This is a genomic window from Pseudomonas sp. B21-036, assembly GCF_024748925.1.
GTDB classification, from domain to species: domain Bacteria; phylum Pseudomonadota; class Gammaproteobacteria; order Pseudomonadales; family Pseudomonadaceae; genus Aquipseudomonas; species Aquipseudomonas palmensis.
This window is the reverse complement of sequence record NZ_CP087178.1, coordinates 336,478-349,732: the sequence shown is the minus strand read 5'-3', so window position 1 is coordinate 349,732 and position 13,255 is coordinate 336,478. Positions and strand designations below refer to the sequence as shown.

Sequence of the window (13,255 nt, the reverse complement as noted above, 5' to 3'; positions counted from 1 at the left end):
ACAGGTTCGACACCGCCTGTAGGAGCCGGCCTTGCCGGCGAAAGGGCCGTTACCGTTTTTGCGCGATATCGCGGTCGGAGACGCGCCAGATCAGCCGCGTGGTGTCATACCCCTGCTGACGCGCCCGCGCCAGCAGGCTCTCGCGCTCCAGCGCCGGAATCGTCGGCGTGCGCGACAGTATCCACAGGTACTTGCGGTCCGGGTTGCCTACCAGTGCCGTCTGGTAGTCCTTGTCCACGTACAGCACCCAGTAATCGCCCTTCGTCACCCCCGGCAGCAACCGCGAGAACCAGTTGTCGAACTCCACCCACAGCTTGTCGGTCTTGCCCTGCACCTGTGGCGTCGCCGTACCACTGGCCTCCTCCCACTCGCCCTCGAGCGTGATGCAGCGGTTGAGCACGCCCACCGTGCCGTCCGGCTTGAGGTTGTAATGCGCTTCGCTCTGCGCGCAATTGCGCTGGAAGAACATCGGCAGCCGCGCCAGCTCGAACCACTTGCCCTGGTAACGCTTGAGGTCGACGCTGTCGACGGTCTTGGGCGGCAACGGCCCGTCGTCGCGCGAATGCGCACAACCGGTCAGCAGCAGACCGGCGCACAGGCTCAACAGCAGGGGCAGGCGTTTCATTTGAGACCCTGCCCCGAGTACATCAGCACCTTGTCGGCGGCGTACTGCACGCTGATGAAGGCTTTCTGGTCGCCCCAGGTACAACTGGTCATGCCCAGCGCGCCGGAACACTCGGTGGGGCTGCCCAGCAGTCGCTCGACCTCGGCCTTGGGCATGCCGGCCTGGAGCTTGGAATAGTTTTCCTGGTTGATCTTGCTGCATGCGGCCAGCAACACGCACAACGACAACAGGGCGAGGGAACGCAACGACATGGGGTCACTCCTGAACATGAGGGTGCAAGCACGGGGCCTGACTCGAGCTTAGAAGCAAAAACCCCTATCCGGTTCCCGGCAACCCCATTTACCTGCACGGTTATCGTTGCCATTTGTCGACTAGTCGCACATCCGCCTCATTTTTTGCCCGGCGCGGACGACACAGGAGGGCGCTGCGACGTTTCGCCGCGCCCTCCCCGTTGACCGCCTTGTGCAGACAGACCTCGCAATGACCAAAAACCTGAAGTTCAGCCACAAGATCCTGCTGGCCGCCGCCCTTGTGGTCGCGGTGGCGTTTACCTGTTTCATCCTGTTCAACGATTACCGCCAGCGCCAGTCGCTGCGCAGCAACACCGAGGCCACGATGCAGGAGCTCGGCAGCCTTACCACCAGCAACATCCAGACCTGGCTGCAGAGCCGCATCCAGCTGCAGCATTCGTTTGCCCAGCAGGTGGCCGTGGATGGCCCCGGCAAGCCGAGCCTGGACCGGCTGATGGCGTTGCCGGTGTATGCCAGCAACTTCACCCTGACCTACTTCGGCGGCCAGGACGGCAGCATGCAATCGGTGCCCACGGGCAACCGCGCCGCCGACTACGACCCGCGGGTACGCGGCTGGTACAAGGGCGCCAGCGAGGCCGGGCGCAGCATCGTTACCGAACCCTACGTCTCGGCCTCCTCGGGCAAGCTGGTGATCACCATTGCCACCCCGGTGCAGCAGGCTGGCCGCCTGATCGGTGTCAGCGGTGCCGACACCGACCTGGACACCATCAGCAGCATCATCAACTCGCTGAACTTCGACGGCCACGGCCTGGCGTTCATCGTCAATGCCGAGGGCAAGATCCTGATCCACCCGGACAGCTCGCTGACCCTCAAGCGCCTGGCCGATGCCTACCCGCAGGGCACGCCGCAGCCGGGTAGCGGCCTCAAGGAAGTCGAGCAGGACGGGCGCCGGCAGTTCATCAGCTTCACCCGCGTCAACGGCGTGCCTTCGGCCGACTGGTACGTGGCGATGGTGGTCGACCAGGACTACGCCTTTGCCATGCTCGGCGAGTTTCGTACCTCGGCCATCGTGGCCACAGCCATCGCCGTGTTGATCATCATCGCCTTGCTCGGCGTGCTGATCCGCGTCCTGATGGAGCCGCTGCATGTGATGGGCCGCGCCATGCACGATATCGCCGAAGGCGAAGGCGACCTGACCCGGCGCCTGCGCATTCATGCCCATGACGAGTTCGGCGCGCTGGGCTCCTCGTTCAACCGCTTCGTGGAACGTATCCACAACTCGATCAGCGAAGTGTCCTCGGCCACCGGTCGGGTCAATGAAGTGGCCCTGCGCGTGGTCAGCGCCTCGAACGCGTCGATCCACAATGCCGACCAGCAGTCGGGCCGCACCAGCAGCGTGGCGGCGGCGATCAACCAGCTGGGCGCCGCCGCCCATGAGATCGCCCACAACGCCGCCCTTGCCTCACAGCACTCCAGCGAAGCACGCAACCTGGCCGAGGACGGCCAGCAGGTGGTCGACCAGACCATTGCGGTGATGAACCAGCTGTCGAGCAAGATCAGCGACGCCAGCACCCATATCGAGACGCTCAACGCCAACACGGTGAACATCGGCCAGATTCTCGAGGTGATCAGCGGCATCTCCCAGCAGACCAACCTGCTGGCACTGAACGCGGCCATCGAGGCGGCACGTGCCGGCGAGGCCGGTCGCGGGTTTGCGGTGGTGGCCGACGAGGTGCGCAACCTGGCCCACCGTACCCAGGACTCGGCGCAACAGGTGCAGAAGATCATCGAGCAGTTGCAGGCCGGCGCACAGGTGGCGGTGGGCACCATGACCGAGAGTCAGCGCCAGAGCGAGCACAGCGTGGGCATTGCCAACCAGGCCGGCGAGCGCCTGGGCAGCGTGACCGTGCGCATTGGCGAAATCGACGGGATGAACCAGTCGGTGGCCACCGCCACCGAAGAGCAGACGGCCGTGGTGGAATCGATCAATGTCGACATCACCGAGATCAATACGCTGAATCAGGAAGGGGTGGAGAATTTGCAGGCGACGCTGCGGGCCTGCAATGACCTGCAGAGCCAGGTGGACAGGTTGAAGCAGCTGGTGGGCAGCTTCAGGATCTAGGGTGAAACAATCGCGGGTCAAGCCCGCTCCCACAAGGACAGCGATAGTCCTAGTGGGAGCGGGCTTGACCCGCGATTGGGTTCAGCTCAGAACCGCGAGCCCGGCTCCAGCAGAAAGTCCATCTCTTCATCGGTGCTCGGGCGCCCCAGTACCAGGTTGCGGTGTGGGAAGCGGCCAAACCGCGCAATCACCCGCTGGTGCTGCTCGGCATAGTCCAGGAAACCTTCGAACAGGCGCCGGTCACTGTCCGGCTGCGCATCCAGCAGCAACTGATAGCGCTCGATGCTGATGTTCTGCCAGTCAAGCACCTCGGCATGCTCCAGCACCAGCAGGATGAACACCCGCTGGATCGGCAGCAGCTGGTAGTCCCAGGCCTTGTCCAGGCCCTGCATCACCAGCACCTGCGCACGCCGGTCGCCATCGAAGGCGTGCTGCGTGTCGCGGTGGATCATGCGGGGCAGCTGGTCCAGCAGCAGCACCAGGCCCAGCCAGCCCTGGGGGCTTGCCAGCCATTCGTCCAGCTCGCCGGCCAGCGCCTGCGCGGCCAGCTCGCCGAAGCGCTCGCGCGCCTCGTCGTCGTGGTGCTTGCCGAACCACAGCGTACTCTTCTCGTCAGCCACGGCCTGGGGGCTGGTGCCCCAGCCGAACCACCACTCCAGCAACGGCTGCCAAGGTGCGAGCATGATTTACTCCTGGTGATAACCGGTGACGCGCTCGACTTCCTGCTTCGAACCCAGGAACACCGCCACACGCTGGTGCAGGCTCTCGGGCTGGATGTCGAGGATGCGCTGGCGACCGTCGGTGGAAGCACCGCCGGCCTGTTCGATGATGAACGACATCGGGTTGGCTTCGTACATCAGGCGCAGCTTGCCCGGCTTGGATGGCTCGCGCGCATCGCGCGGGTACATGAACAGGCCGCCACGGGTCAGGATGCGGTGCACGTCGGCAACCATCGAGGCGATCCAGCGCATGTTGTAGTTCTTTTTCAGCGGGCCGGTCTCGCCAGCCAGCAGTTCGCCCACATAGCGGGTCACCGGGGCTTCCCAGTGGCGCTGGTTGGACATGTTGATGGCGAACTCGGCGGTGGTTTCCGGCACCTGGATGTTCTCGTGGGTCAGCACGAAACTGCCCAGCTCGCGGTCCAGGGTGAAGCCCTTGACGCCGTTGCCCAGGGTCAGGATCAGCATGGTCTGCGGGCCGTAGATCGCGTAACCGGCGGCCACCTGCTTGGTGCCCGGCTGCAGGAAGGCCTGTTCGTTGAGGCTTTCGTTCTGGCTCAGGTACTCGTTGGGGCAGCGCAGTACCGAGAAGATGGTGCCGACCGAGACGTTGACGTCGATGTTCGACGAACCGTCCAGCGGGTCGAATACCAGCAGGTAGGCACCCTTGGGGTACTTGCCCGGGATCTGGTAGGCATTGTCCATCTCTTCGGACGCCATGCCGGCCAGGTGGCCGCCCCACTCGTTGGCTTCGAGCAGGATGTCGTTGGAAATCACGTCCAGTTTCTTCTGGACTTCGCCCTGCACGTTTTCAGTGCCCATGCTGCCCAGCACGCCGCCCAGGGCGCCCTTGGACACGTTGTGGCTGATTTCCTTGCACGCACGCGCCACCACTTCGATAAGGAAGCGCAGATCGGCAGGGGTGCTGTTGCTGCGGGTCTGCTCAATCAGATAGCGACTCAGGGTAACGCGGGACATGTAAGGCTCCGGAGGATGGGGTAGAAAAAACCCACGCAGTTTACAGGGAGAGTGAAGCGCTAGCGAGCAATAGGACATGCTCGCCCGATCAGACGACACATCGGCCCGAAGGTTCACGCCCCCGGGCCCGATGCCAGGCGCCTACTCCAGCGCGTTCCAGATCTCCCCGGCGTATTCGCGAATGGTGCGGTCCGACGAGAACCAGCCCATGCGCGCGGTATTGAGCACGGCCGAGCGCCACCACTGCTGGGGGTCGTGCCACAGCTCCTCGACGCGGCGCTGGGCCTCCCAGTAGGCATCGAAGTCGGCGCACACCAGGAAGCGGTCGTACGGCACCAGTGAATCGATCAGCCCCACGTAGCGCGCCGGGTCGTCCGGCGAGAACACCCCGCCGCGGATCGCCTGGAGCACGTCGTTGAGCCGGTACGAGGCGCCGATGGCGGAGCTGGCACCGAAATCGCCGCTGCGCTTGCGCGCCTCCACCTGCTGGGAGGTCAGGCCGAAGATGAACATGTGCTCGGCCCCCACCTGCTCGCACATCTCGACGTTGGCGCCGTCCAGGGTGCCGATGGTCAGCGCGCCATTGAGGCCGAACTTCATGTTGCTGGTGCCCGAGGCCTCGTAGCCGGCGGTGGAGATCTGCTCGGACAGGTCCGCCGCCGGGATGATGCTCTCGGCCAGGCTCACGTTGTAGTTGGGCAGGAACACCACCTTGAGCAGCCCGCGCACGGTCGGGTCGTTGTTGACCACCCTGGCGATGTCGTTGGCCAGCTTGATGATCAGCTTGGCCTGGTGATAGCTGGCGGCGGCCTTGCCGGCGAAGATCTTCACCCGCGGCGCCCAGTGCGTGCCCGGCTCGGCGCGGATCGCCTGGTACAGCGCCACGGTATGCAGCAGGTTGAGCAACTGGCGCTTGTATTCGTGGATGCGCTTGACCTGCACATCGAACATCGCCTCGGGGTCGACCGTGATGCCCAGGCGCTCCTGGATCAGGTTGGCCAGGGCCTTCTTGCTGTGCAGGCGCTGCTGGGCGAAGGCCTTGCGAAACGCCGGCTTGTCGGCGAACGGTTCGAGGCGCCGCAGGTGCTTCTCGGGTTCGTCCAGCACCTCGGGCCCCAGCGCCTCCACCAGCATGCGGGTGAGCGGCGGGTTGGCCTGGTACAGCCAGCGGCGGAAGGTGATGCCGTTGGTCTTGTTGTTGATCCGCTCGGGGTAGAGCTTGTGCAGTTCGGCGAACACGGTGCTGCGCATCAGCTTGGTGTGCAGCCCCGACACGCCGTTGACGCTGTGCGACCCGAGGAACGCCAGGTTGCCCATGCGCACCCGCCGGCCGTTGTCCTCCTCGATCAGCGACACCGCGCGCAGCACGTCGAAGTCATGGATGCCCTTGGCCCGCAGCGCGTCGATATGAAAGGCGTTGATCAGGTAGATGATCTGCATGTGGCGCGGCAGCATGCGCTCCATCAGCCCCACCGACCAGGTCTCCAGCGCCTCGGGCAGCAGGGTGTGGTTGGTGTAGGCCAGGGTGTCGACGGTGAGCTGCCAGGCGGTGTCCCACGGCAGTTCGTGCTGGTCCACCAGCAGGCGCATCAGCTCGGCCACGGCAATCGAGGGGTGGGTGTCGTTGAGCTGGATGGCGGCCTTTTCGTGCAGGTTGAGCAGCGTGGGGTTCATGTTCAGGTGGCGGCGCAGCAGGTCCTGCAGCGAGGCCGAGACGAAGAAGTACTCCTGGCGCAGGCGCAGCTCCTGGCCGGCCTCGGTGCTGTCGGCCGGGTACAGTACCCGCGAGATGCTCTCGGCACGGGCCACTTCGGCTACCGCGCCCAGGTGGTCGCCGGCATTGAAACGCTCCAGGTGCAGCTCTTCCAGGGCCCGTGCGCGCCACAGGCGCAGGGTATTGACGCTGGCACCACGCCAGCCCACCACGGGCGTGTCGTAGGCCACCGCGCGCACCGTTTCGGCCGGCCACCACACCTGGCGCGGCTGGCCGGATTCGTCGTGCCGGGTCTCGACGCTGCCGCCGAAACTGATCGGGTAGATCACCTCGGCACGCTCGAACTCCCAGGGGTTGCCGAAATCCAGCCAGTTTTCGGTCTGCTCCTGCTGCCAGCCGTCGACCACGGCCTGGCGAAACAGCCCGTGCTCATAGCGGATACCGTAGCCGTGGGCGGCGATGCCCAGGGTCGACATGCTCTCCATGAAGCACGCCGCCAGGCGCCCGAGGCCGCCGTTGCCCAGTGCCGCATCGGGTTCGAGCAGGCGGATGCGCTCCAGGTCCACGTCCAGCCCGGTCATTGCTTCACGGGCGATGTCCAGCAGGCCGAGGTTGCTCAGGCTGTCGTACAGCAGGCGGCCGATGAGAAATTCGAGGGAGAGGTAATAGACGCGCTTCTGGCTCTTGCGGTAGATCTGCCGCGTGTGGTCCATCCAGTGGTCGACCATGTGGTCGCGGGCGGCCAGGGCAATGGCCTCGAACCAGTCGTGGTCGAAGGCGTGCTCGGGGTCCTTGCCGACGGCATAGGTCAGTTTTTCCAGTACAGCGGTGCGAAAGGCAGCCACCTGTGCGTCACGTGCGAGTGGTTCCTGAGACATACGACGTCCTCGGGCAAGTTGACGAATGCGGATGGGGATTTCTCAGCCTAGACGGTTCGACCGGGCGCGGTAGCGCGGGTTCGTTTGTTTCTGTGCAAAAGCGGTACCGGGTTGGCACGAACCCGGCAAATGGTTGTTCACATTTTGACCAACTCCGGTATGATCGCGCGCCCACCCGACCATCTGAAAAACCGAACCTGATGAAACCGACCCTGATTGCCGCCGCCGAACTCGACCGCCTGGATACCTGGCAGAGGTATTCCAGCCACATGTGCGGGGGTTGCATGTCCAGTTGCTGCACCTTGCCGGTGGAGGTCAAGCTCACGGATCTGATCCGCATTGGCGTGGTGGACGAATTCGAACGGGGCGAGCCGCCCAAGAACATCGCCAAGCGCCTGCAGAAGGATGGGATCGTCGAGCGCTTCAACCAGAAGTCCGGGATCTTCACCTTGCAGCGCATGAGCAACGACGATTGCCTGTACCTGGACCGCAAGACGCGGTTCTGCACCATTTACGACAAGCGCCCCGACACCTGCCGCAACCACCCAAGGATCGGCCCGCGGCCGGGGTACTGCGCGTACAAGCCAAAGCCCGTGGCCCGCTGAAAAGCATCGCGGGTCAAGCCCGCTCCCACAAGGTTGTGCATTTACCTGTGGGAGCGGGCTTGACCCGCGATTCGGCCAGCGCAAGTTTCAGGCCTTGCACAAACAAAAACGCCCCCGGCCTTTCGACCGGGGGCGTTTTCATTCAGCCTGAGCTAACTCAGTTCTTGGCTTTCTTGGCAGCGCGGGTACGCTCGCCTTCGTCCAGGATCTTCTTGCGCAGACGGATCGACTTGGGCGTGACTTCGCACAGCTCGTCGTCCTGGATGAATTCCAGGGCCTGTTCCAGGGTGAAGCGAACAGGTGGCACCAGAGCGATGGTTTCGTCTTTGCCCGAAGCACGCATGTTGTCGAGCTTCTTGCCCTTGGTAGGGTTGACGCCCAGGTCGTTGTCACGGCTGTTCAGACCGACGATCTGACCGTTGTAGATCTCCTGGCCGTGCTCGACGAACAGCTTGCCGCGCGCCTGCAGGGTTTCCAGCGAGTAGGTCAGCGCCTTGCCGGTCTCTACCGATACCAGTACGCCGTTCTGACGGCCGGACATGTGGCCGGACTTCATTGGCGCGTAGCGATCGAAGATCGAGGTCAGGATGCCTGCACCGTTGGTCAGGGTCAGGAACTGGTTGCGGAAACCGATCAGACCACGGGCTGGAATGTTGTATTCCAGACGTACACGGCCCTTGCCATCCGGCACCATGTTGGTCAGGTCGCCTTTACGCAGGCCCATTTCTTCCATGACCTTGCCCTGCGAATCTTCAGGGATGTCGATGGTGACGTTCTCGAACGGCTCGTGCTTGGCACCGTCGACTTCGCGGATGATCACTTCCGGACGACCAACACCCATTTCGAAGCCTTCGCGACGCATGGTTTCGATCAGTACCGACAGGTGCAGCTCACCACGGCCCGATACCTTGAACTTGTCGGCCGAGTCGCCTTCTTCAACGCGCAGTGCAACGTTGTACAGCAGCTCCTTGTCCAGACGCTCCTTGATGTTGCGGCTGGTGACGAACTTGCCTTCCTTACCGCAGAACGGCGAGTCGTTGACCTGGAAGGTCATCGAAACGGTCGGCTCGTCGACGGTCAGCGGCTTCATCGCCTCGACTGCGTCCGGGGAGCACAGGGTGTCGGAGATGAACAGCTCGTCGAAACCGCTGATGCAGACGATGTCGCCAGCCTGGGCTTCTTCGACGTCGACGCGGTGCAGGCCGTGGTGACCCATCAGCTTGAGGATACGACCGTTGCGGCGCTTGCCGTCAACGTCGATGGCCACAACCGGGGTGTTCGGCTTGACGCGACCACGGGCGATGCGGCCAACACCGATCACGCCCAGGAAGCTGTTGTAGTCCAGTGCCGAGATCTGCATCTGGAACGGACCGTCGCGGTCGACGCTTGGCGCTGGCACGTTGTCGACGATCGACTGGTACAGCGGGGTCATGTCTTCGGCCATTTCGGTGTGGTCCAGACCGGCAATGCCGTTCAGGGCCGAGGCGTAGACGACCTTGAAGTCCAGCTGTTCGTCGGTGGCACCCAGGTTGTCGAACAGGTCGAAGATCTGGTCCAGAACCCAGTCAGGACGCGCGCCCGGACGGTCGACCTTGTTGATCACCACGATCGGACGCAGGCCGGCTTCGAAAGCCTTCTTGGTCACGAAACGGGTTTGCGGCATAGGGCCGTCCTGGGCGTCAACCAGCAGCAGCACGGAGTCGACCATCGACATCACACGCTCTACTTCACCACCGAAGTCGGCGTGGCCCGGGGTGTCCACGATGTTGATGTGGTAGCCGTTCCAGTTGATGGCGGTGTTTTTCGCCAGAATGGTAATGCCGCGCTCTTTTTCCTGGTCGTTGGAGTCCATCACGCGCTCGTCGTTGAGCTCGTTGCGCTCCAGGGTGCCGGACTGACGCAGCAGTTTGTCTACCAGGGTGGTCTTGCCATGGTCAACGTGGGCGATGATGGCGATGTTGCGTAGATTTTCGATCACTTGTGTATCTCGATCAGAGGATTCGGGTTGCCGCCCAGTCTAGGCGGCGAATGTGAATGAACGGCGCTCAACGGGCTCGTCGGTCGGGAGGGCGATGGCGGATACTGCCGCCATACAACCCCGGCATCTTATGTCGGACGATAAACGCGCACATTGGCATGCCCCTCACTCAGTAGATGGTGGGCATGCAGGCGACTCATCACTCCCTTGTCGCAATACAGCAAGTACTGGCGCGTGGGGTCCAGCTCCTTGAAGCGACTGTTGAGGGCGTAGAACGGCAAGGCCTTGACCTCGATGCCGTCCAGTTCCAGAGGCTGGTCTTCCTGGGCGTCGGGGTGACGAATGTCGATCACCACCTGCCCGGCCAGCGCCTGGCTGACTTCTTCGATCTGGATATCCTGGCCCAGTTCATCGATCACGTGGTCGATGGACACCAGGCGGGCGCGTTCCAGGGCGCGCTCGAGCACGGCCATGTCGAACTGCTTCTCTTCATGGTCGACGCGGTGACGCTTGGCACAGGTGGTCGGGTTCACCGAGATCACGCCGCAGTACTCGGGCATGTGCTTGGCGAACTCGGCGGTGCCGATTTCATTGGCCTGGTCGATGATGTCCTGCTTGTGGCTGGCCAGCAGCGGGCGCAGCACCAGCTTCTCGGTGGCCGAGTCGATCACCGCCAGGTTGGGCAATGTCTGGCTGGACACCTGGGAAATCGCCTCGCCGGTGACCAGCGCGTCGATCTGCAGGCGGTCGGCGATGTTGGTGGCGGCGCGCAGCATCATGCGCTTGAGGGTCACGCCCATGTAGCTGTTGTCGACCTTGCCGAGGATCTCGCCCACCACCTCTTCGAACGGCACGCTGACGAACAGCACGCGCTGGCTGCTGCCGTACTTCTTCCACAGGTAGTGCGCGACTTCCATCACGCCCAGCTCGTGGGCACGGCCGCCCAGGTTGAAGAAGCAGAAGTGGGTCATCAGGCCGCGGCGCATCATCTGGTAGGCCGCCACGGTGGAGTCGAAGCCGCCGGACATCAGCACCAGGGTCTGCTCCAGCGCGCCCAGCGGGTAGCCGCCGATGCCCTTGTGCTGGTTGTGGATCACGTACAGGCGCTTGTCGCGGATCTCGATGCGCACTTCCACTTCGGGGTTGCGCAGGTCGATGCCGGCGGCGCCGCACTGCTGGCGCAGCTGGCTGCCGACATAGCGGTCGACGTCCATCGAGCTGAAATCATGGTGGCCGCCGCGCTTGCAGCGCACGGCAAAGTGCTTGCCGGCCAGCAGGTGGCCGAAATGCGTCTTGCACTTGGCGACGATATCGTCGAAGTCGCCCAGCGGGTACTCATCGACCTGGAGGAAATGCGCGATGCCCGGCATGCAGCTCAGGCGCTCGGTCATTTCGCGCAGCACCTTCTCGTCGTCCAGGCGGGTGACCACCTCCAGATTGTCCCAGACACCATCGACCGCGAGCGCAGGATCCAGGTCCTTGAGCACGGTGCGGATGTTGCGGCCCAGTTGACGGATGAAGCGCTTTCGAACCGGGCGGCTCTTGATGGTGATCTCTGGAAAGACTTTGACGATTAGTTTCATGAAAACAGCGCGCGCGTGGCCAGCCGAAAAAGAAGGGGCGCGGATTATAGCGGAATTCGCTCAAGCTTTGAGCAACTTTTGTACAGAAGGTTTCATGTGCACCATTTTGGGTCACTCAAACGAAAAAACGCCTCCTAAGGGTGCAGGAAAAACCCCTGAAGCGCCGTTGGCACCCGTAAACGCGTGAGAATGGGGCGAAAAACCCAACTCGGGGCACTGGCATGCAATTTGCTCCCTTGTGAGGCAGGTTGCCTTGGCCGACTATTCGCGCCCGGCATCACCCAAATTACAAGGGCTGCACAGGCACGCTCTACCCCACCCGGAGGACACCATGTCGAAGTCGGTTCAACTCATCAAAGATCATGACGTTAAATGGATTGATCTGCGCTTCACTGACACCAAGGGCACCCAGCACCACGTCACCATGCCAGCCCGTGACGCGCTGGAAGACGACTTCTTCGAAGCCGGCAAGATGTTCGACGGTTCCTCCATCGCTGGCTGGAAAGGCATCGAAGCCTCCGACATGATCCTGATGCCGGACGACTCCACCGCCGTGCTCGACCCGTTCACCGAAGAGCCGACCCTGATCCTGGTCTGCGACATCATCGAACCGTCGACCATGCAAGGCTACGACCGCGACCCGCGCGCCATCGCCAAGCAGGCCGAAGAGTTCCTGCGCTCCACCGGCATCGGCGACACCGTATTCGCAGGCCCTGAGCCTGAGTTCTTCATCTTCGACGAAGTGAAGTTCAAGTCCGACATTTCGGGCTCGATGTTCAAGATCTACTCCGAGCAGGGCTCGTGGATGTCCGACCAGGACGTGGAAGGTGGCAACAAGGGCCACCGTCCAGGCGTCAAGGGCGGCTACTTCCCGGTTCCGCCGTTCGACCACGACCACGAGATCCGTACTGCCATGTGCAACGCACTGGAAGAAATGGGCCAGGTCGTCGAAGTGCACCACCACGAAGTGGCGACTGCCGGTCAGAACGAAATCGGCGTCAAGTTCAACACCCTGGTGAAAAAAGCTGACGAAGTTCAGACCCTGAAATACGTCGTGCACAACGTTGCCGACGCCTATGGCCGCACCGCTACCTTCATGCCAAAACCGCTGTACGGCGACAACGGCTCGGGCATGCACGTGCACATGTCGATCTGGAAAGACGGCAAGAACACCTTCGCCGGCGAAGGCTATGCCGGCCTGTCCGATACCGCCCTGTACTTCATCGGCGGCATCATCAAGCACGGCAAGGCCCTGAACGGCTTCACCAACCCGTCGACCAACTCCTACAAGCGTCTGGTCCCGGGCTTCGAAGCCCCGGTCATGCTGGCCTACTCGGCACGCAACCGTTCTGCCTCGATCCGCATTCCTTACGTGTCGAGCCCCAAGGCCCGCCGTATCGAAGCGCGCTTCCCGGACCCGGCGGCCAACCCGTACCTGGCCTTCGCTGCGCTGCTGATGGCCGGCCTGGACGGCATCCAGAACAAGATCCACCCAGGCGATGCCGCCGACAAGAACCTGTACGACCTGCCGCCTGAAGAGGCCAAAGAGATCCCGCAGGTCTGTGGCAGCCTGAAGGAAGCCCTGGAAGAGCTGGACAAGGGCCGTGCGTTCCTGACCAAGGGCGGCGTGTTCTCCGACGAGTTCATCGATGCCTACATCGCCCTGAAAAGCGAAGAAGAAATCAAGGTGCGCACCTTCGTACACCCACTGGAATACGAGCTGTACTACAGCTGCTAAGCCAGTGACGCTCGCTCACGCGGCGTAACGAGAGAGGTCTCCCATTCGGGAGGCCTTTTTTTTG

The 13,255-nt window shown here is 63.0% G+C and carries 10 protein-coding genes and 1 pseudogene; 4 read left to right on the top strand and 7 right to left on the bottom strand.

Going from position 1 to position 13,255, the window contains the following annotated elements:
* Positions 1–49 precede the first annotated feature (49 nt).
* Both LOY33_RS01620 and bamE read right to left on the bottom strand, forming a co-directional pair.
* The gene (locus LOY33_RS01620; RefSeq protein WP_058541650.1) at positions 50–625 is read right to left on the bottom strand and encodes a lipocalin family protein; all 576 of its coding nucleotides are present in this window, start codon (positions 623–625) and stop codon (positions 50–52) included.
* The gene (gene bamE / locus LOY33_RS01615) at positions 622–876 is read right to left on the bottom strand and encodes an outer membrane protein assembly factor BamE (protein ID WP_043862184.1); all 255 of its coding nucleotides are present in this window, start codon (positions 874–876) and stop codon (positions 622–624) included. Before bamE ends, LOY33_RS01620 begins: the two co-directional genes overlap by 4 nt.
* A 229-nt stretch (positions 877–1,105) precedes the next feature.
* Here bamE and LOY33_RS25955 point away from each other — a divergent pair.
* Both LOY33_RS25955 and LOY33_RS25950 read left to right on the top strand, forming a co-directional pair.
* Positions 1,106–2,140, top strand: a pseudogene (locus LOY33_RS25955) (cache domain-containing protein); the annotation flags it as partial.
* Positions 2,138–2,998 carry a methyl-accepting chemotaxis protein gene (locus LOY33_RS25950; protein WP_370409076.1) on the top strand — a complete coding sequence of 287 codons (861 nt, stop codon included), beginning with the start codon at positions 2,138–2,140 and terminating at the stop codon, positions 2,996–2,998. The pseudogene LOY33_RS25955 and the gene LOY33_RS25950, both read left to right, overlap by 3 nt.
* A gap of 86 nt (positions 2,999–3,084) precedes the next feature.
* Here LOY33_RS25950 and LOY33_RS01605 read toward each other — a convergent pair whose 3' ends face one another.
* The 3 genes from LOY33_RS01605 to LOY33_RS01595 form a co-directional block, all read right to left on the bottom strand.
* Complete coding sequence (locus LOY33_RS01605) at positions 3,085–3,681, bottom strand: DUF924 family protein (RefSeq protein WP_043862186.1); 597 nt, start codon at positions 3,679–3,681, stop codon at positions 3,085–3,087.
* Between the two features lie 3 nt (positions 3,682–3,684).
* The gene (locus tag LOY33_RS01600) at positions 3,685–4,695 is read right to left on the bottom strand and encodes a class 1 fructose-bisphosphatase (protein WP_043862187.1); all 1,011 of its coding nucleotides are present in this window, start codon (positions 4,693–4,695) and stop codon (positions 3,685–3,687) included.
* 141 nt (positions 4,696–4,836) lie between these two features.
* Positions 4,837–7,287: a glycogen/starch/alpha-glucan phosphorylase gene (locus LOY33_RS01595; RefSeq protein WP_043862188.1), complete on the bottom strand. Its 2,451-nt coding sequence runs from the start codon at positions 7,285–7,287 to the stop codon at positions 4,837–4,839.
* A gap of 200 nt (positions 7,288–7,487) precedes the next feature.
* Between LOY33_RS01595 and LOY33_RS01590 the strand changes: the two genes are divergently transcribed.
* Positions 7,488–7,892, top strand: coding sequence for a YkgJ family cysteine cluster protein (locus LOY33_RS01590; protein WP_043862189.1), 405 nt, complete (start codon positions 7,488–7,490; stop codon positions 7,890–7,892).
* Between the two features lie 157 nt (positions 7,893–8,049).
* On the opposite strand, the gene typA is transcribed toward LOY33_RS01590, so the two are convergent.
* Positions 8,050–9,870 carry a translational GTPase TypA gene (gene typA / locus LOY33_RS01585; protein ID WP_210013908.1) on the bottom strand — a complete coding sequence of 607 codons (1,821 nt, stop codon included), beginning with the start codon at positions 9,868–9,870 and terminating at the stop codon, positions 8,050–8,052.
* A 128-nt stretch (positions 9,871–9,998) separates the two neighbouring features.
* Entirely contained in the window at positions 9,999–11,453 is a 1,455-nt protein-coding gene (gene thiI, locus LOY33_RS01580; RefSeq protein ID WP_043862191.1) for a tRNA uracil 4-sulfurtransferase ThiI, read from the bottom strand.
* Positions 11,454–11,784: 331 nt separating this feature from the next.
* Between thiI and glnA the strand changes: the two genes are divergently transcribed.
* On the top strand, positions 11,785–13,191 hold the full coding sequence (gene glnA / locus LOY33_RS01575; RefSeq protein ID WP_043862192.1) for a glutamate--ammonia ligase: 1,407 nt from the start codon (positions 11,785–11,787) through the stop codon (positions 13,189–13,191).
* Positions 13,192–13,255: the final 64 nt, after the last annotated feature.